This is a genomic window from Arthrobacter sp. CAN_A214, assembly GCF_015751955.1.
GTDB lineage: Bacteria > Actinomycetota > Actinomycetes > Actinomycetales > Micrococcaceae > Arthrobacter_D.
In genome coordinates this window covers 1-19,106 of sequence record NZ_JADOUU010000023.1, presented here as the reverse complement: position 1 = coordinate 19,106, position 19,106 = coordinate 1, and the positions used below count along the sequence as shown (strand labels likewise).

General features: G+C 64.4%; 17 protein-coding genes. 7 read left to right on the top strand and 10 right to left on the bottom strand.

Annotated elements, in window-relative coordinates; genetic code table 11:
* Window positions 1-109: 109 nt before the first annotated feature.
* Window positions 110-994 (bottom strand): LysR family transcriptional regulator, encoded by an 885-nt coding sequence (locus tag IWX65_RS14570; RefSeq protein ID WP_196883939.1) that lies wholly within the window; start codon window positions 992-994, stop codon window positions 110-112.
* Window positions 995-1,128: 134 nt separating this feature from the next.
* Between IWX65_RS14570 and IWX65_RS14565 the strand changes: the two genes are divergently transcribed.
* The 4 genes from IWX65_RS14565 to IWX65_RS14550 are packed head-to-tail and all read left to right on the top strand — an operon-like array spanning window position 1,129 to window position 4,671.
* Window positions 1,129-2,145 carry a Bug family tripartite tricarboxylate transporter substrate binding protein gene (locus tag IWX65_RS14565; protein WP_196883926.1) on the top strand — a complete coding sequence of 339 codons (1,017 nt, stop codon included), beginning with the start codon at window positions 1,129-1,131 and terminating at the stop codon, window positions 2,143-2,145.
* Window positions 2,142-2,732, top strand: a complete 591-nt coding sequence (locus IWX65_RS14560) for a tripartite tricarboxylate transporter TctB family protein (RefSeq protein ID WP_196883925.1) — start codon at window positions 2,142-2,144, stop codon at window positions 2,730-2,732. The genes IWX65_RS14565 and IWX65_RS14560 overlap by 4 nt, the downstream gene beginning before the upstream one ends.
* Window positions 2,733-2,740: 8 nt before the next feature.
* Entirely contained in the window at window positions 2,741-4,270 is a 1,530-nt protein-coding gene (locus IWX65_RS14555; protein WP_196883924.1) for a tripartite tricarboxylate transporter permease, read from the top strand.
* On the top strand, window positions 4,267-4,671 hold the full coding sequence (locus IWX65_RS14550) for a universal stress protein (RefSeq protein WP_196883922.1): 405 nt from the start codon (window positions 4,267-4,269) through the stop codon (window positions 4,669-4,671). The genes IWX65_RS14555 and IWX65_RS14550 overlap by 4 nt, the downstream gene beginning before the upstream one ends.
* A 114-nt stretch (window positions 4,672-4,785) precedes the next feature.
* Here IWX65_RS14550 and IWX65_RS14545 read toward each other — a convergent pair whose 3' ends face one another.
* The 4 genes from IWX65_RS14545 to IWX65_RS14530 all read right to left on the bottom strand — a co-directional run bounded on the left by IWX65_RS14545 (window position 4,786) and on the right by IWX65_RS14530 (window position 9,731).
* Complete coding sequence (locus IWX65_RS14545) at window positions 4,786-6,396, bottom strand: peptide chain release factor 3 (RefSeq protein ID WP_334683886.1); 1,611 nt, start codon at window positions 6,394-6,396, stop codon at window positions 4,786-4,788.
* A 73-nt stretch (window positions 6,397-6,469) separates the two neighbouring features.
* Window positions 6,470-7,357 (bottom strand): sugar phosphate isomerase/epimerase family protein, encoded by an 888-nt coding sequence (locus IWX65_RS14540; protein ID WP_196883920.1) that lies wholly within the window; start codon window positions 7,355-7,357, stop codon window positions 6,470-6,472.
* Entirely contained in the window at window positions 7,354-8,568 is a 1,215-nt protein-coding gene (locus IWX65_RS14535; RefSeq protein WP_196883919.1) for a dihydrodipicolinate synthase family protein, read from the bottom strand. Before IWX65_RS14535 ends, IWX65_RS14540 begins: the two co-directional genes overlap by 4 nt.
* Window positions 8,565-9,731: a Gfo/Idh/MocA family protein gene (locus tag IWX65_RS14530; protein WP_196883918.1), complete on the bottom strand. Its 1,167-nt coding sequence runs from the start codon at window positions 9,729-9,731 to the stop codon at window positions 8,565-8,567. The genes IWX65_RS14535 and IWX65_RS14530 overlap by 4 nt, the downstream gene beginning before the upstream one ends.
* 97 nt (window positions 9,732-9,828) lie before the next feature.
* Here IWX65_RS14530 and IWX65_RS14525 point away from each other — a divergent pair, with 97 nt between their 5' ends.
* Window positions 9,829-10,824, top strand: a complete 996-nt coding sequence (locus tag IWX65_RS14525) for a LacI family DNA-binding transcriptional regulator (protein WP_196883917.1) — start codon at window positions 9,829-9,831, stop codon at window positions 10,822-10,824.
* Between the two features lie 223 nt (window positions 10,825-11,047).
* On the opposite strand, the gene IWX65_RS14520 is transcribed toward IWX65_RS14525, so the two are convergent.
* The 4 genes from IWX65_RS14520 to IWX65_RS14505 all read right to left on the bottom strand — a co-directional run bounded on the left by IWX65_RS14520 (window position 11,048) and on the right by IWX65_RS14505 (window position 14,793).
* Window positions 11,048-12,193 carry an excalibur calcium-binding domain-containing protein gene (locus IWX65_RS14520; protein WP_196883916.1) on the bottom strand — a complete coding sequence of 382 codons (1,146 nt, stop codon included), beginning with the start codon at window positions 12,191-12,193 and terminating at the stop codon, window positions 11,048-11,050.
* A 648-nt stretch (window positions 12,194-12,841) separates the two neighbouring features.
* Window positions 12,842-13,018: a hypothetical protein gene (locus tag IWX65_RS14515; protein ID WP_196883915.1), complete on the bottom strand. Its 177-nt coding sequence runs from the start codon at window positions 13,016-13,018 to the stop codon at window positions 12,842-12,844.
* A 640-nt stretch (window positions 13,019-13,658) separates the two neighbouring features.
* Window positions 13,659-13,865: a hypothetical protein gene (locus tag IWX65_RS14510; protein ID WP_196883913.1), complete on the bottom strand. Its 207-nt coding sequence runs from the start codon at window positions 13,863-13,865 to the stop codon at window positions 13,659-13,661.
* A 118-nt stretch (window positions 13,866-13,983) separates the two neighbouring features.
* A complete protein-coding gene (locus IWX65_RS14505) occupies window positions 13,984-14,793 on the bottom strand; it encodes a carbon-nitrogen hydrolase family protein (RefSeq protein ID WP_196883911.1) in 810 nt (269 codons plus the stop codon).
* A 136-nt stretch (window positions 14,794-14,929) separates the two neighbouring features.
* Between IWX65_RS14505 and IWX65_RS14500 the strand changes: the two genes are divergently transcribed.
* The gene (locus tag IWX65_RS14500; protein WP_196883909.1) at window positions 14,930-16,360 is read left to right on the top strand and encodes an APC family permease; all 1,431 of its coding nucleotides are present in this window, start codon (window positions 14,930-14,932) and stop codon (window positions 16,358-16,360) included.
* Between the two features lie 404 nt (window positions 16,361-16,764).
* Here IWX65_RS14500 and IWX65_RS14495 read toward each other — a convergent pair whose 3' ends face one another.
* Window positions 16,765-17,139: a hypothetical protein gene (locus IWX65_RS14495; protein WP_196883907.1), complete on the bottom strand. Its 375-nt coding sequence runs from the start codon at window positions 17,137-17,139 to the stop codon at window positions 16,765-16,767.
* Window positions 17,140-17,451: 312 nt separating this feature from the next.
* On the opposite strand from IWX65_RS14495, the gene IWX65_RS14490 reads away from it, so the two are divergent.
* Window positions 17,452-18,768 (top strand): glycoside-pentoside-hexuronide (GPH):cation symporter, encoded by a 1,317-nt coding sequence (locus IWX65_RS14490; RefSeq protein WP_196883905.1) that lies wholly within the window; start codon window positions 17,452-17,454, stop codon window positions 18,766-18,768.
* Window positions 18,769-19,106: the final 338 nt, after the last annotated feature.

Here is a 19,106-nt window from a genome sequence, read left to right as displayed (position 1 = left end):
GCACGGAGAGGATGCTCCGGGATTCCGATATGCACCCAGCCTAGGAAAGGAGCCCATGCTTGTCTAAGACTGTTTTTGAATGATTCGATACCCTGACGGTATCAACCGCTCACTGGAAAGAGTCGGTTATCGTTTCCAGAACGCGGTGAAGCGCGGGATTTCTGGAGTCCTTGAGCCAGATGGCAAAAAGCTCGACCGGATCCGTGCCGAAGCCCGAAATTTCTGCGAAGTGCACTCCGGGGATACCCAGCACTGTTGCGGAATGGGGAACCAGGGCTATTCCGCGGTTGGCCGCCACGAGCGAGACCATGGTGAGGATCTGCGCGACCGTATGGACGTAGTGAAGCTCGCCCACCGGCGCGAGGCGCACGATGAGATCGTAGAAGTATCTCGCCTGGGTAGGGGAATGCATGATGATGGGCTCGCTGCGCAGATCGCCGATCGCCAGCGGACGGCCGATCGAAGCCAGCCGGTGGTTCTCAGGAAGGGCGGCCACGAGGGGTTCCCGGTAGAGCAGCCGCGAGCTGAAGACGTCCTGGTCGAAGGGCGGGCGGGCCAGGCCGAGGTCGATGTCTCCCTCGAGAAGGGCATCGATCTGCTCGCGGGTCACCATTTCGCGCAGCTCCACGCCCACCTCCGGGAGGTCGGTGGAGATTTCGTTGAGCAGGGCCCCCAGGATGCCGAACGTCGACGCTGCGGTGAATCCGATGCGGATGGAACCTGCCGAGCCGCGGGAGATGCGCCGGGCAAGATCCGGTGCGCGCTCGGCCAGGGCCAGCAGGCGCCTCGCTTCTCCCAGGAACGCAGTGCCGGCGGCGGTGAGGGTGACTCCGCGGTTGTCCCGCTCGAACAGCTGGACTTCGATGGCCTTTTCGAGCTTCTGGATCTGGCGGCTGAGCGGCGGCTGGGTCATTCGTAGGCGCTCGGCGGCTCGCCCGAAGTGCAGTTCCTCGGCCACGGCAACGAAACCACGCAGCTGGTCGAGGGAATACATCATACCCAGAGGGTATCACCCTATACTTTATTGGGTTTAGACAAGCATGACGGGTGTTCCTAAGCTCTTACTAGCGCCTGGGTGATCACCATCACAATGCTCCGGCGCCGACCAGCATTCATCAAAGGAGATCCATGTTCAATCCGAAGTCCGCCACCCGTTCCACGTCCATTCTGAGTGTTGCGGCTGTCTTCGCGCTCACCCTCTCGGCCTGTGGCGGCAATGTGGCCAACTCGGGCGGCAGTGAGGACGGCAGCGATTTCCCATCGGGGCCCGTCACCCTGACCATCGGGCAGGATCCCGGCGGAAGCACCGACCTGATCGGCCGAGCCATCGCGGAAAATGCGTCCGAGCCTCTCGGGGTTCCCATTCCCGTGGTCAACAAGCCCGGAGCAAACGGCGCACTGGCCACCCAGGAGGTCGCCAACGCCACCCCTGACGGGCAGACCCTGATTCTGCTCAACGCCTCGCTGATCGCCATCACCCCTCTGGCGGTGGGTGAGGACGAGGCCGTCACCCTGGATGATCTGGAGATCATCACCGGGATCTCCCAGGACGACTACGTGCTCGTGGCCAACGCCGAATCCGAATACAAGACGGTCGAAGACATCGTCGCGGCCGACAAGTCCTTCAACTTCGCCACGACGGGCGTCGGTACGGGCAGCCAGCTTGCCCAGGCCCTGCTGTTCAAGCAGGCAGGAGTCGAGGGAACCGATGTCCCCTTCGACGGTGGGTCACCGGCGATGACGGCGCTCCTCGGCAACCAGGTCGACTTCGCCACGATCCAGCTGGGCGAGGCCATGCCGCAGATCGAAGCAGGCACGCTGACGCCGATCGTCACCTTTTCGGAGGAACGCAACCAGTACCTGCCGGACGTCCCCACGGCCGTTGAGGGCGGATATGACGTTCCCGTATCGCAATTCCGTGCCGTGGCGGCCCCCAAGGGTACCCCCGAACCTGTCCTCGAGGAGCTCCGCACGGCCATCTCGGCCGCCTTCGAGACCGAGGAGTACAAGGAGTTCAACGAGAGCAACCTGTTCACCCCCCACGAGGTCGATGGAGCCCAGGTCACCGAGGAATGGGAAGCCAACGCCGCTAAGTACAAGGAGCTGGTGGAGAAGTACGAGATCGACCTCGGCGGCGAGCAGTGACGACCCCTTTCCACGCGGACCGCCGGGCAACCGGCGGTTCGCACCCCGCCCCTGCCGGCGACAGCCCTGTTGCCGAGCCGGGGACGGACCTCGTCGACGAGCTGACGCCCGAGGATCTCGCCGCGCAGTGGGAGGAGGAGAAGCCCCCTGCTGCGGGGCCCCTGGCCAATCTCACTTCCGCTCTGGTGGCCGGCGCCATCGGCGTCGCGGGTCTTCTCGGTTCCCTCCAGCTCGGACTCGGTTCCCCGGCCGACCCGCAGGCCGGGCTCTGGCCCTTTCTCATCAGTGTCCTGATCGTGGTCCTCGCCGTTGCGCTCGCCCTGTTCGGGCGGAACATCCTCGATGCGCAGAAGTTCTCCCGCTCCAGCCTGCAGGTCCTCGCAGGGCTCGTCAGCCTCATCGGATTCACCCTCCTCATCGGAACGATCGGCTTCGAGATCCCGGCACTGCTCCTGACCATCATCTGGCTACGGTTCCTGGGCCGTGAGACCTGGCGGATGACGGCACTGCTGAGCGTCGCCATCACCGCCGCGTTCTACCTCCTGTTCGTCTCCGCGCTCAACGTGCCCATCCCGCATCTGTTCTAGGGAACCCCATGGAATTTTTTGAACCGGTCCTGAACGGCTTCGGCGTCGTCCTGGAACCCACCAACCTGCTGTACTGCCTCCTCGGCGTCGTCATCGGCATGCTGATCGGCGTGCTGCCCGGCCTCGGACCAGCGGCGACGATCGCCATCCTGCTGCCCCTGACCTACGGGGTGGAACCCGTGACGGCGATCATCATGCTGTCCGGGATCTTCTACGGCGCACAGTACGGCGGCACCATCACCTCGGTCCTGTTGCGACTGCCGGGAGAAGCCTCCTCCGTGGTCACGGTGTTCGACGGCTACGCGCTGACGAAACAGGGGAAGGCGGGCACCGCCCTCGGCATTGCCGCCATCGGCTCCTTCATCGGTGGGACCGTGTCCATCATCGGCCTGACCTTCCTGGCTCCGCTGGTGGCCGGCTTCGCGCTGGATTTCGGGCCACCCGAGTACACCGCGCTGGCCCTGCTCGGCATCCTGCTGGTAGCCACCGTCAGCAACGGAGGCCGCCTGAAGGCCCTTATCGCCGCAGCAATCGGTCTCCTCCTCGCCACGGTCGGCCGTGACGGGTTCACGGGAGAGTCACGCTTCACCCTGGGCAACCTGTCCCTGGCCGACGGGCTGGATTTCGTTCCTATCGCCATGGGCATCTTCGGGCTCGGGGAGATCCTCTACAACCTCGAGGAACGTCACAACAAGGTCCAGGCCCCCTCGAAGGTCGCCAATGTCTGGCCCTCGGGCAAGGACATGAAACAGGCCTCGGGCGCCATCGGCCGCGGCTCGGTCCTGGGGTTCTTCCTCGGGATCCTTCCCGGCGGCGGCGCGACGCTTTCCTCCCTCGCTGCGTACGCGATGGAGAAGAAGCGGGCCAAGGACCCGTCCCGCTTCGGCCGCGGCGCGATCGAGGGCGTCGCCGCTCCGGAATCAGCGAACAATGCCGCAGCGACGTCGTCCTTCATTCCACTGCTGACCCTCGGCATCCCTGCCAACGCCACCATGGCCATCATCTTCGGTGCACTCCTGATCCAGGGCGTGACGCCTGGACCGCAACTCGTGCAGAACGATCCTGAACTGTTCTGGGGCGTCGTCAACTCGATGTACATCGGCAACATCCTGCTGCTGATCATGAGCATTCCTCTGGTGGGCGTCTTCGTCCGCATCCTCCGGGTGCGGCCCGCGATCCTCGCCCCGGTGACCGTGCTGATCACGCTGATCGGTGTCTACACCATCAACAACAGCGTCTTCGATATCTGGCTCGTCATCTTCTTCGGCGTCTTCGGGTACCTGATGAAGAAGTTCGGTTATGAACCGGGTCCGCTGGTCCTGGCCTTCGTGCTCGGAGCGCTGCTCGAGGAGAGCCTGCGCCGCTCGCTCCTGCTTTTCGGCGGCGATGCAACCCAGTTCGCACAGCGGCCCATCACGGCCGTCCTGCTGTTCGTCTTCCTCGTCGTCATCATCCTGCCGTTCATCCAGAAGGCACTCAAGGTCCGGTCATCCCGCCGGGCCGCAGAATCCACCACCAAGTTCAAGGAGACGGTATGAGCATCCTGATCGGCTACGTTCCAACGCCCGAAGGAGAGGCCGCCCTGGAAGCAGGCCTCGAGGAAGCACGCCTGCGGCAGACGGATGTCGTCATCCTCAACTCACCGCGGACGGGCGCACCCGTGGATGCCTCACTCATCCCCGAGGACCAGGTCGCCGAGCTCATTGCTCGCGCCCGGAAGGCCAGCGTCTCCGCGACGGTCCGGCAACAGGGGCACACCAATGACCTCACCGAAGAGTTCATCGAGGTGGCCGACGAGATGGATGCCTCCCTCATCGTGATCGGGCTGAGGAAGCGCAGCCAGGTCGGCAAATTCATCCTGGGCAGCCATGCCCAGCGGATCCTGCTCCAGGTGGACCGTCCCGTGCTTGCCGTCAAGGCCGCCGGCACCTTCAGCTGAGGCACACCGGCTTCCGTCGCCGCACCCTCCCGGCGGAAACAGCTGAAGCCCCGGGCCCCCTGGATCCGATGCGCGGCAGGGGGCCCCGGTCCACCAGTGGGGCCGGGAAACCGGCTAGTCGACCGCCGCGCCGATGGTCTCCAGCAGCACGTCCGGGAAGTCCTTCTTGAAGTGGCCCACCTTCCACTTGTCACCGAAGACGGCGATGATCTCGCCGTCGGCCCGGCGCAGGATTTCCCCGCCGCGGAACGTTTCCGGCACGCCTTCGCTCTCGGGGGCCACGCGCATCGCGAGGGTGTAGGACAGGTTGTCCAGGGACGTCGGCGCGTTGAATTCGGTTCCGAGCCGCTGTGCAGCCACCTCGAACTGCAGCGCACCGACCGCCGCGAGGACGGGCGCCTGGTCTCCTCGAAGGTCCGAGCGCAGCACCTGCACCACGCCCTCGTGCTCCAGCTGGTCGATGCCGCGTCGGAACTGCTTGTAGCGTCCCGGATCCTTGGCCCGGGCCACCGCGAAGAGCTCGGGGGAGAAGCGGGGAATGTCCGGGAACCGCACCTGCTCCTCGGAAAACAGGCTGTCGCCCACCCGCAGGCTGGTGGCGTTCACGAGCCCGACGACGTCGCCCGGCCACGCGGTATCGACCACCTCACGGCTCCTGCCCAGCACGCGGTGGGCGTACTTCGTGGCGAACGGCTTGCCGGTGCGCTGGTTGGTGATGACCATGCCGCGCTCGAAGGTTCCGGAGCAGATCCTCAGGTAGGCGATGTGGTCGCGGTGCGCACTGTCCTGGCCGGCCTGGACCTTGAAGACGAAACCGGAGAAGGGGGCATCCACCGGCCTGCGCTCGTCGTCGATGGACGGCCGGGGCGACGGGGCAGGGCCAAGCTCCACGAGGATGTCGAGAAGCTGCGAGACGCCGAAGTTCTTCGCCGCCGCCGCGAACAGCACGGGGGTCTGGCGGGCTGCGGCGAATTCTTCCGGATCGAAGTCGCCGTTCGACGCCGCCACCAGCCCTGCTTCCTCCTGCGCATCGAGCCAGACTCCGGCGTCGAGGAGAGGAAGGGAACCGATGTCCACCACGGTTTCCTCGGCAGCCTGGGCGCCGCCGCCCACCGCTTCGAGACGGACGGCCCGCCCCTCCCGGACATCGAGCAATCCCTGGAAGTCTCCGGCGATCCCGGCCGGCCACGTCAGGGGCACCGGCACCATCCCGGTGCGCGCGCCGACGTCGTCGATGAGTCCCAGGGCATCGAGGCCCGGGCGGTCCCACTTGTTGATCACGGTGATGATGGGAATGTTGCGCGCCTTGCAGACGGCCAGCAGCTTCACGGTCTGCGGTTCGAAGCCCTTGGCGGCGTCGATGAGCATGACGGCGGAATCCACCGCGGCGAGCACGCGATAGGTGTCCTCGGAGAAGTCGGCGTGGCCCGGGGTGTCAACGACGTTGAGGATGGTGTCCCGGTAGGTGAGCTGCAGCGCGGCCGAGCTGATGGAGATGCCGCGCTCCTGCTCGATGCCCATCCAGTCCGACACCGTCGCGTGGCGGCTGGACTTGCCGTGCGTGACGCCGGCGTCCTGGATGGCGCGGGCGAGGAGCGCCAGGGCCTCGGTGAGCGTGGATTTGCCGGCGTCGGGGTGGGAGATGACGGCGAAGGTGCGCCTCCGGCCCGCTTCGCGGCGGATGGCTTCGGAGTCGAGAACAGGGGCTTCGGTAAGAACGGGCACACTCCATTGTCCCCGATCCGCGCGGACCGGTGGTATCGGCGTGGGTTGCCTGTCCAGCCTGCGATGGCGCAGGTCAGAGGTACGGCAGCACGTGCTCGGCATAGCGGGCCTTCACCGTTTCCACCACCTCGGCCGGTGGAGCATCCCAGATGTCGCGGTTGAAGATCTCCACCTCGACAGGGCCCGCGTAGCCTGTGTCGGAGACCCACTTGCCGATCGTCGCGAAGTCGATGTAGCCGTCCCCCATGTACCCGCGGGACAGCAGGGCGTCGGAGGCGATCGGGAGGTTCCAGTCGCAGACCTGATAGGAGGCCAGGCGCCCCTCGCCACCCGCGCGTCGAATTTGTTCCTCGAGCTGCGGATCCCACCAGACGTGGAAGGTATCGACGACGACGCCGACGGTCTCCGCCGGGAAGGGCGCCGCGAGGTCGAGCGCCTGGCCCAGGGTGGACAGCAGCGCGCGGTCCGCCGCATACATGGGATGGAGTGCCTCGAGCACCAGCCGGACATTGTGCTCCGCGGCCACCGGCACCAGTTCGGCGAGGCGGTCGGCGATCCGCGCGCGGGCCGCCACCACATCCTTCGCTCCTTCTGTGGGGGCGCCCGTGCCAGCTGAATCACCGGCCAACGGACCCGCCGCGGGGAGCCCGCCCACCACCAGAATGAGTTCGTGGGTGCCGAGTGTCGCGGCTTCCTCGATGGCGCGGGTGTTGTCCTCCAGGGCGTTCCGCTGGCCCGCCGCATCGGCAGCGGTCAGGAAACCGCCCCGGCACAGGCTCGACACCGTCAGGCCCGCGTCCGAGATCAGCCGCGCGGCCTTGTCGAGGCCTGCCTCCTCCACGCGGTCCCGCCAGACACCGATCGACTGCAGGCCGGCGTCGGAGTACAGGCGCACGGCGTCGGCCAGGGAGATGTTCTTGGTGGTCGCCGTATTGATCGACAACCTGCTGAAATCACTCATACGCCCACTCCGTAGGTTGCCAGAAGCTGCCCGAACCGGTGGGCGGCCTTCTCCGGGTTCTCGACGAGACCGGCGGCATCCGCCAGCTCGAACGTTTTCGCGAGATGGAGAACGGACCGCCCGGCGTGCAGGCCGCCCACCATCTGGAAGCCCGGCTGCCGTCCGTTGATCCAGGACAGGAAGGCCACCCCCGTCTTGTAATAGAGGGTGGGCGCACTGAAGATGTGCAGCCCGAGGTCGCGGGTGGAGTCGAGGATCGCCCGCCCGGCGTCCGGGTTGCCGGCGTCGTACTCCTGCAGCGCGGCGGACGCGGCGGGGTAGATGGCGGCGAAGATCCCCAGCAGGGCGTCGGAGGAGTGCTCGCCGTCGCCGTGGATCAGTTCGGGATAGTTGAAATCGTCGCCCGTATACAACCGCACACCTGCCGGGAGGGCGGCGCGCAGGGACACCTCGTGCGAGGCGTCGAGGAGCGAGACCTTGACGCCGTCCACCGCTGCCGCGTTGTCCGTGATGAGGCTGAGGAAAACCTCGGTGGCCCGGCCGACGTCGGTGGTGCCCCAGTACCCCTCCAGCGCGGGATCGAACATGGTGCCCAGCCAGTGCAGGACTACCGGCTGGTCCATCTCGGCCAGCAACGTGCCGTACACGTAGAGGTAGTCGTCGGGTCCCTCGGCCACGGCGGCCAGCGCCCGGGAGGCCATGAGGATCACCTTTGCGCCCGCACCGGACACCAGGGAAACCTGCTCGCGGTAGGCCTCGATCACGGCGTCGAGCCCGGCTTTGCCTGCAGGGAGGGCGGCCAGGTCAAGCTGGTCGGTGCCGGCACCGCAGGCCAGCAGATCCCGCACCGACTTGCCGGCGGTTGCCGCTGCACCAGAGCTGACGACGGCGGCCGCCTCGGCGCCGGAGCGCTTGATCAGCTCCTGCGTGGCAGACCAGTCGAGTCCCATGCCGCGCTGCGCAGTGTCCATCGCGTCCGCCACGCCGAGCCCGTAGGACCACAGTTCCCTGCGGTAGGCGAGGGTGCGTTCCCAGTCCAGCACCGCCGGGGCGCCGGGGGTATTGTCCGCTCCAACCTCGGGGATCACGTGCGCTGCCGCGTACACGGCCCGCGAGGTCAGGGGCGAGGCAGGCCGGGCCCAGGACCGGCCCCCGCTCAATTCATAGCGCTTGAGCCCTCCGTCAGCGGTGGGCAGATCGAGGTGGCTCACAGGCTGATTTCCGGAATGTCGATGGTGCGGCGCTCGGCGGAGGACCTCAGGCCGAGTTCGGCCAGCTGCACTCCGCGAGCCGCCGAGAGAAGCCCGAAGCGGTGCTCCCGGCCGGCGACGACGTCGCGCAGGAACTCCTCCCACTGCAGTTTGAAGCCGTTGTCCAGTTCCGCGTTGGCCGGTACGTCCTGCCACTGGTCGCGGAAGGACTCGGTGACGGGCAGGTCCGGGTTCCAGACGGGCTTCGGGGTGTGGGCGCGCTGCTGGGCGACGCACTTGTTCAGCCCTGCGACGGCGGATCCGTGGGTTCCGTCGATCTGGAATTCGACCAGCTCGTCGCGGTAGACACGCACCGCCCATGAGGAGTTGATCTGTCCGACGACCTGGTCCCCGGCAGGAGTTTCGAGCTCGAAGAATCCGTATGCGGCGTCGTCGGCGGTGGCCTGGTATTCGTTGCCCTGCTCGTCCCAGCGGGCCGGGATGTGGGTGACGGCGCTAGCGCTCACGCTCTTGACCGTGCCGATGATGTTCTCCAGCACGTAGTTCCAGTGGCAGAACATGTCGGTGGTCATGCCGCCGCCGTCCTCCTTGCGGTAGTTCCACGAGGGGCGCTGCGCAGCCTGGTGGTCGCCTTCGAAGACCCAGTAGCCGAACTCGCCGCGCAGGGAGAGGATGCGGCCGAAGAATCCCTCATCGACGAGCCGGCGGAGCTTGACCAGTCCCGGAAGGTACAGCTTGTCGTGGACCACACCCGCCGTGATGCCGGCCTGCTGGGCCAGCCGGGCCAGCTCGACGGCCTCTTCCAGCGTTTCCGCCGTCGGCTTCTCCGTAAAGATGTGCTTGCCTGCCGCCATCGCCTTCCGCAGCGTCGCTGCGCGGAGGGAGGTCATGGAGGCGTCGAATACGACGTCCACGGTGGGATCAGCGATGATTCCGTCGAGGTCGGTGGTCCACCGTTCAACCTTGTGCTGCTCGGCCAGCTCGCGGAGTTTCGCTTCATTGCGACCCACCAGAATGGGCTCCACCTGGACGCGGGTGCCGTCCTCAAGCGTGAAGCCGCCGGCCTCGCGGATGGGCAGGATAGAGCGCAGCAGGTGCTGGCGATATCCCATGCGCCCGGTGATGCCGTTCATTGCGATACGGATGGTTCGGATCTCAGTCATGTCAGCTCCTGCTGCGGATGTGATTGGAAAGCGTTTTCCAATATAGACTGACGGCAATCCGCCCGTCAATGACTCATTGCAGAAAGTCAGGAAGCACATGGCCGCTGTAACCCTCGCCGGCGTTGCCCGCCACGCAGGAGTATCCCTGGCCACCGCGTCGCGGGTGCTCAATGGGTCGGACCGCCGTCCTGCCGAGGAGATCGCCGTGCGCGTGCGCGCCTCCGCGCTCGAACTCGGTTACATCGCCAATGCCCAGGCCCAGGCCCTCGCCCGCTCGTCGACCGGGCTGGTAGGGCTCGTCGTGCACGACATCTCCGACCCCTACTTCTCCTCCATAGCGCGGGGCGTGCAGCACGGCGCCCGCCAGTTCAACCGCCAGGTTCTCCTGGCCAGCACCGACCCGGCCGAGAACGCCGAACTCGAAGCGGTCAGCGCCTTCGCGTCGCATCGCACCGATGCGATCATTCTCGCCGGGTCCCGCAAACAGTCAACCGGAAGCGTGCTGGAAAAGGAACTGCAGCGGTATGCGAACAACGGCGGCCGCGTGGTGACGATCGGCGGAGGATCGGGTGTCGGGATCAGCCTGCCGATCGGGAATTACGACGGCGCCTTGGCACTGGTGACCGAGCTCGTCGAGAGGGGCCTCACCCGGTTCGCGATTCTCAGCGGCCCGCCCGGACTGAAGACCGTGCGTGACCGCGTCCGGGGCTTCACCGATGCGCTACAGGCCGCCGGCCTCGCGCCGCTCGCAGTGGTGGCGGACAACTTCACGCACGACGGCGGGTTCTCCGCTGCTCTGGCGTGCAGGAAGGAGCTGGAGGGGGAGCGGGCCTGCCTTCTCGCGGTCAATGACGTGATGGCCCTTGGTGCCATTACGGCGCTTCGATCGGTCGGAATGACAGTTCCCGGCGACATGATGGTCACCGGCTTCGACGACATCCCGACCCTGCGCGACACCACTCCCGGGCTGACCACGGTGCACCTTCCGCTGGAGCGGATGGGCGAGACGGCGGCACGGTTGGCCCTTCACCCGAAATCGACGGAGCCCGAACCGATCGTCGGGAAGGTCCTCCTCCGCGACTCCACCGGCTAGGCCGCATCACCGTGAGAACCGATGCTTCGGTAGAAGCGTCCCGCTGCACACCACACTCGTTCGCGTCTTATTCAGCGCGGTGGCTGAGTGATGAGCACCTGGTGTCGGAGTTGGTCGGGGAGGAGCGGGAAGACCGTTGGGCATCGCGGGACGAGGCTTAAGCGGCGCCGGTGGGAGGGGCCGGTTCGAGAACCGGCCCCTCGCAGTGTGCTGTCGGATCGTGCTATGCCCTGACTGCGCGGTGACGGCCACGGCCCGCAAGGACCAAACCGGCACCGAGAACCAGGAGACCGGCGCCGATGCCCCCAACGATTTTCATGCTGTCGTCCGTGCCCGTGTAGGCAAGTTGTTCTGTGCTGTCAGTGGCCGCGTCGTCATCGTCGGTCCCAAGAGCTCCACTGTTGCCGGTGTTGTTCTCGGTGCCCTCGTCAGTTGAGATGCGGTCGGTATCGAGCTCACAGCCGATACCGTCGCCGTCCCGGTCGAGACCGGCGCGGAAGCCCTCTTCACCCGAGAGGATGGAGCGACCCAGTGCGTCCCGGGCCTCGGAGCAGTTCTCGTAATAAACACCGACCGCTGCATAGTCGAGCACCGGAAGAACGTTGTCAGGGGTGTCCACGACGACGACCGGCGAAAGGGGCACTTTCACTGTCACGGAGACCGGTACCTCGACAGGCACAATGACGACAGGAGCTTTCTCGACGGGAAGCTCGGGAGTCGGCTCGACAGGGGTTTCCTCGACAGGGGTTTCCGGGATGGGGGCGCCGACGGCAGGAGCCTCGTCGATGGGAAGCTCGGGAGTCGGCTCGATAGGGGTTTCCTCGACAGGGGTTTCCGGAATGGGGGCGACGACGACAGGAGCCTCATCGACGGGAAGCTCGGGAGTCGGCTCGACAGGGGTTTCCTCGACAGGGGTTTCCGGGATGGGAGCGACGACGACAGGAGCCTCATCGACGGGAAGCTCGGGAGTCGGCTCGACAGGGGTTTCCTCGACAGGGGCTTCCGGGATGGGAGCGACGACGACAGGCACGGGAACCAACGTGTAGGAAAAGTGGGAAATGTCCTTCCCGCTCGAGTGGCTGATCGTTACCTGTGACTGGGGGACGGACAGGACGACGGTCTCGGGACCGTTGCCCTGGTTGGAGGAACCGGCCTTGACGCAGTAGCTCGCAATGAGCTGTCCCTGCGGGGCAACGACGGTGACCTCCGGGCTCCCTGCCCCGGTGACGTCCTGCTTGCCGCTTGTACCTTCGCCACACACCTGTTCGGCAGGTTCGGTCACGTAACCTGTTGCGAACGCCGGGGCGACGGAGAACGTGCTGAGACCGGCAGTGACGGCGAGGGCCAGTAGCCCTGTGTGCTTGTTCATATTTACCTGTTGTTCCTGTTAGTTGAGTTCGGGCGTGGATTGGCGCGTGAGTCGCGCCCCCTCGCCGTGTCCGTTGAGGTTGACGTCGATTGCGACGAATGGGTTCTGGGCGAAACCAATGGCGCAGCAAATCTCGGATCAGCTCTTCAGCTGCGGCGACCGCCGGCGGATCTACGCCCGGCGAGACCAGACCCAGGTTTTCCCAGGGCTGCGAGAATACGTTTCACTCTTTTTCTCCATTCATATGAAGTGGCACTGGCACACCGGGGCACTCCGTGAAACGTGGTCTGAAGCCGACCTCTGAACTGGCCAATCGTTTCGGATAATTCGGGTCACCTAATGCCACATTCGAAGGCTGCGGATGCTACGAACACCCTCTATGTGGATGCAGAAGGCGTGGTCCCCTCACGCATAGTGATTAGTGGTACAACACTCAATCTATGAACCTGAGGAGGAGGAAACACGAGTAACAATTACTTGTTAGTGGCCAATTTGATCGGAAAATCAGGTAGTCGCTACTAAGAGCGCAGCTGTCAAACACTTGAAAACAAAGAAAATCTACTTGTCCACCACATTGTTCGCCTGGGTGATAACCGCTCAGGAAACCGGCTGAATCTCTGTAGGCACCATGGAGTGCCGGCCGTTTCGTCACCGTTGATCGACGCACCCGAGATCACCAAGATCGTTCATCACCAGACGGTCGATAAGTTCGAGGTCCTGCACACGGATGGGGACGAGGACGGCGATCAGGAGGTTGCTGCTGAGGAAGTGAACATCGCGCGTCAGCAGCTCACTCGCTACTACCGGCTGATGGTAGGTCGTCACGACGGACTCAGGCAGCGAGCAAGTCAGTGGCCTGCGGATCCGTGTCCTGAGCTCATATCGACACCCTCGCGGATGTGCCGAGTCACGATGTTGGGGGGAACGGACACAGTACGAACGCCTACGTATCAGTACCTCGACCGCGGTGGACCCGCGCCCTCGAGCACGGACACCTTGCCGAGGGGATGCGCACCAAGAGTATTGGGAACCTACGCCACGTCTTGGGGGCTAAGCCTCCGCCGCGATGGGAAGACCTGCCACGCTCTCTGATTGCTGACAGCTCAGGGGCCGAATGCATGCCTGATCGATGGAAGGCGCTCTGACGCCGATGGACGAATCGACGACCTACCATCTCGTCAAGTGCGCCCGCTCGCACCGGCTCTCCGGATGGGGTGGTAGCTGTGCACCATGATGGGCTCAGGGCTCGAGCTGCCTACGCATCGTCGAATGCCGGCAGGAATACGAGTTCGCCCTGAGTGGTCGCTGCGCCGTCGAGCACGACGTGCTGTACCAAAGACTTGTGGCCCCTCTTATAGGTCAGGGTTCCGGACGTGAAGCCGGATCTCCCATAGATTGAGGGGTCACCGATAAGCGCATATCCACTGGCGCCGGTTGCTCGAAGGATGTCCGATCCGCGGTGCACCTAGGCGCGTCCGGACTTCTCCACGACCAGGGACAGCATCACATCACCAGAGGCACGCAGAGCGCGGATGATGCCCGCCTCTGTTCCAGAGGTGAAGGGCTGTCCCTCGAACGCCCTGGCCGCCAGAGGGTGAGTCGTGTCTATATCCTCGGGCCGCTCCGTCCGGATGATCAGCTCAGGCGCAGCCTCGTGTGAAGCATTCGTCATACCCACAACCTATTTCTGATGGTCTATTGGAGCGCCCGTAGCATCGGGTGAGTGGAGCTGCCACCGGATTCGTCCGTCCTCCATAGTCAGATACCGCTCACAGACATCGACCAGCAAGTTATGGCGCGGACAGCGATGGACTGGCCTCATAAATTCTGCGGAGATCGGTCAGGTAAGGATTCGTGGTCCGGGCAGCAGCGACAATTCTGGTGTCAACGGTGTATACCAGCAGGTCCTCGACCTGTCCCGGGGCTGCTTCGGCGACGCGACGGCCCTTCGGGTCGCACATCACGCTCCGGCCGATATAGGTCAGATCTTCCTCTCTTCCGATTCTGTTGATGTATGCGAGGTACAGACCGTTGTCCCAGGCTCGGGCGGAAATTACCACGTCATTGACATGTTCGAAGCCCTCCATTTGAGCGGTGGGCACGAGCAGTACTTCAACTCCCGCCAGAGCCGCCGCGCGGACGGTTTCGGGGAACTCGACGTCGTAACAAATCATCGTGCCGAGTCGCACACCACGGTAGATGCACGTCGTCACGGGATGATCGCCGGCCAGAAACAGGCCGCGGTCCAGTTCTCCGAACAGTTGGTACTTGCGGTGCTGCATCAATCGCTGGCCCTCAGGAGTTACGAGGAGCGAGGTGTTGAATACGCCGTCGTCAGTGAACTCCGGAACACCAGCGAGAATGGCGATCCCATGCGCGGAAGCGATCTCGGCTATCTCGGCCACCGAGTCGGTGGTGGACTGCCGCAATAGGCGTTCATAGGGGATGTTGTATCCGCTCAGGTACATCTCCGGGGTGACCAGCAGTTCTGCCCCTCGAGCGGTAGCCCGTGCGGCCGCGTCATTGATGGCCTGCAGGTTAGCCTCTCTGTCGTCGAGGTAGCCGGCTGCCTGCCATGCAGCGATGGTGAGGGTGCTCATACTGATATAGCGTATCGCCGGGTCGGTAACCTCCCGGTCACAACTTATGACTTTCACGAAACACGCCGTCCCTACCGTATGAATAGTTCTGTTGCAGCGCCGAAGTTGCTTCTATCCGCCATCAAAGAAGGTTTCGATGAGTACACGCACGGATCTGCCGGATCCACCCCGCAGTGCTGGCTATGACCCGAAGGATGGGGAGCATCTCGAAGGCTCGTTGGGTGTGCCCAGTATCGTTTTCATGGTGGTGGCTGCAGCCGCGCCGCTGACGGTGATCGGTGGCAATGTCGCACTGACCGTAGGCAGTGGCAACGGTATCGGAGCCCCCGCGGGGTTCCTCATCGCCTCGGTCGTGCTGCTGTTGTTCTCTATCGGATTCGTGGCGATGACTCCACACATCAAGGAGTCCGGGGCATACTACGCGTACATCCGGGAGAGTTTCGGACAGCATGCCGGCGTAGGCGCAGCGTTCCTAGCTTTCGTCACGTACACCGCCATCGAAATCGGGATCTACGGGTTCCTGGGCGGTAGCGTGGCCGGATTCGTGGAGAGTTTCGGCGGCCCCGTGATTGCCTGGTGGCTCTACGCCCTGGTGGCGTGGTTCCTGGTGTTGGTGCTGGGCGTGTTCAGCATCGACTTCAGTTCCAAGGTGCTGGGCGTGCTCATGGTGTGCGAGATCGGGATTGTTCTGATCCTTGATGCCGCCATCCTCGCGCGGGGCGGGGCCGAGGGGCTCACCGGCCAGTCATTCCTGCCGGGTAATGTCCTGGAGCCCACCCTGGGCGTGGCTGTCCTGTTCGCACTGACCGGTTTCATCGGATTCGAGGCGACGGCTGTCTTCCGCGATGAGGCCAAGAACCCGGACCGGACGATCCCACGGGCGACCTACGTCGCAGTGGTAATCATCGGGGTTTTCTACACGGTTTCCTCATGGCTGCTCGTCGAAGCATGGGGACCAGCAAATGCGGTTCAGGCGGCCGTCAACGATCCGAACAACTTCATGCTCGGCGCCATGGAGACCTACGCCGGCTTGACCGCCCGGCATATCATGGACGTGTTCCTGCTGACCAGTCTTCTCGCCTGTGTCCTGTCATTGCACAATATCGCCACCCGGTACCAGTTCACTCTCGCCGGAGAAGGCTACCTGCCGAGGGTGTTCCATCGGGTTCACCCTCGATTCGGGTCACCCTACGCGTCCTCGCTCGGACAGTCAGTGGTGGTGCTCGTAGTGATCATCGGATTCTCATTGTTCGATGTCGACCCACTGGTCAACGTATTCGGCTCGATGGCCGGGGTCGCGACCATAGGTTTCGTCCTCCTGCTGATCTTCACCTCCGCTTCCGCCGTGTTGTTCTTCAGCCGGAACAAACGATTGTGCACGTCGACTCTCCGCATGCAGGTCATCCCTTTCCTGGCTGCGTTGCTGCTGATCGGATGCCTGGTCTTGGTACTCATCAATTTCCCGCTGGTCACCAGTGCCCCGTGGTCGCTGAGTATCGTTCTCGCGCTGGTTCCGGTTCTTTCCTTCGCCGGAGGATATGCGCTGTCCACCCGCCGTCGGGGCTGATTACTCCATCCGACATCGGGAAGATCATCGGAGCCAGCCGTGCCACCGTGTACCGCCACCTGAGGATCGGCAGCAACCCCCGTCTGATGAGGACCGGTGCCAGGACGGACCATGGCTCAGGTACCAGGAGCGGGATTCCTGGGCGGTTCGTCCCCAGCCGTCCTCGCGTGCCTTCACGTAGTGGTTATAGACGTAGTTCCCGGGAGCGACGACCAAAATGGCAGAAACCGACCCTGCACGAGCGCAGGGTCTACCGAAGTATGGAGGCGTGCACGCGTACCGCTGAGGCAAGCCGGCAGCAGAACGCCGGACGAGGCACGCCACCTCATCGAGCGTCGGCGGGGAGCGGATACGAGACCGGTCAGATGGACCCGGTCGGGCGCTCGGTGAGTTGCGCTCAGGCTCTACTGAAAAGGCGGCCCAGCCGGCGGCGTGCCAAAGAAGATATCAGCCGATGGGTCGTGGGAAGGCACACAGGGCGGAGGCTGCAGTCGACGTCGCACCGCAGGGCGGAGGTGGACCTGGGAGCAGGAGAACTGTTGCGCGGGAGGGCCGCGTAACTGTAAGCGGATGTCGCGCTGCAACAATTCGCCCAGCCCATAGGATGCGTGCTCGAGGAAGCCGCGGCGGCGTTCCTCCGGGACCTGGCAGAGCCGGATCAGACGCACGATGGTCGTCACGGCCGCCTCGATGGTGCCCATCGATGACCACCGCAGCTGCTCCCCGTGGCGCACGATTGCGACGGTCACCACGCCCGCGACGACGTGAGAGGCGGTCATGCCCGCCTCTAGCCCACCTGATGGGGCGCCGCATCGGACACCATCGGTAGGAGGGGTGTGGCAGGCCCAGCACCTGGAAGATACCAAGCGACTCGTCCTCATCTGCCGTCACGCCGGCTGTTACCTGCGGGTTTCATCGTGTCCCGCTACGTTTCCCACGGCCGGGAAAACGTTTGCTGAAGCGACGGCAGGGTCCCTACGATGGGTGCAGTCCCGCTTCCCGCGGGGCTTCGCCGCACCAGATCATCCCCCTGCACTGCAGGTCCGCGGTAGGCCCGGTCGACATCGGTTACCCCAAGGACGCGGAATTCCATGAAGAAGTTGAGCAGGGCCAGCATAGTCGGCTACGGAGCCGGGGATGCCGCCAACAGCATGATCATCACCACGGCGAACATGTTCCTCCTCGTTTATCTCACCGACGTGGCCGGCATCGGGGCTGCAGCGGCGGGCATCCTGCTGTTGGTGGCGCGAGTCTTCAATGCGTTCACGGACATCTTCGCGGGCCGCGTCGCCGATTACGGAAACGGCAGGCGCTGGGGCAAATTTCGTCCCTTTCTGATGTTCGGGTTCGTGCCCCTCCTGGCAAGCGTCGCCGTCTTCCATGTGCCGGACGTCGATCCCGGCGACAAGCTTCTCTACGCCTACTGCACCTACGCCTTCGCGTGCTTCGCCTACAGCATGGTCAATGTCCCCTACGGATGCCTGGTCGGGGCGATGACCCAGAACCCGAAGGAGAGGTCCAGGCTCGCGGGCGCCCGGAGCATCGGCGGGCTGACGGTCGGTGCGACCCTCGGCTTCTTTGTTGCACCGCTTCTCGGGGCAGGCGATGACATGCAGCAGATCTTCACCCTGTTGACCGTAGGGTTCGCCGTCGTAGGTACCCTGCTGTACTTCTTCACCGGCGCCGTGTGTGTCGAGCAGGTACGCCGGACCGTTCCCAGGATCACGCTCAGCGACAGTACCGCGGCTTTCAAAGCCAATTCCCCTCTACTGATTCTCTGCGTCAGCTCAGGGCTGTTCGTCACCGGAGCCAACGGAATGAGCACCTCGCAGTTCTTCTACCTGAGGGACGTCCTGCAACGGTTGGACCTGTACCCCGTGGTGGCTGTAGCGCAGGTCGTGATTACCCTGGCGCTCGCCGTCGTCATCCCCCATCTGGTGACCCGTTGGGGCAAGCGCGCCATCTACTGCGGGGGCGGGGCAGCCGGGGCGGCGGGGGGATTGCTGGTCTTCCTGACCCCTCCCGAGCTTCCCCTGCTCGGCCTTGCGGGAATTCTCCTCGGACTCGTCTCGACCGCCTCGGTGAGCATCCTGACGTGGGCGTTGATTGCCGACACCGTGGAGTACGGGCAGTGGAAGACGGGGGTGCGGGTGGAGGGAATCAACTACGCCCTCCTGTCCGCTACCCGGAAGCTGGGAATGGCATTCGGCGGGGGAATTGTTGCCTTCTCGCTGGCCTGGGGCGGGTATGTGTCCGGAGCGGACGCCCAGTCTGATTCGGCCATACTCGGTATCCGGGCGGCTGCCGGGTTGATCCCCGGGCTTCTGGTCCTGGCATCCGTGGTCATCATGCACTGGTACCGCCTGACGGACGAACGGCATGCAGAGCTGGTGGCGGACCTGCGCTAGGAACGTGCACCGGGCCTGCGGGAGGCACCTCGATCCCGCGTGCGCCGCGCAACCGGCGACCGGCTTCCTCAGATAACGGTTGACGAACCCCCCTTTTGGGAAAGCGCTTTCTGACGTATGCTCGTCTGAAGTTCCGCAAGGATCCCCAGAGATGTGGAGAGAAAACTCGTGATTGAAGTCCGTGTTTCACCTGGCAGGCGGCCCGCTCGGGGCACCGTCTTCCCGCTGGACCTGCCTGAAGGCGTGGGTGGGTTATGTCGGTTTTGAGTGAGCTTTCTGATTTGAAGCGGGTCAAGGGTGGTGGGAAGCGGAAGCTGACGGCGGGTGAGAAGAAGGAG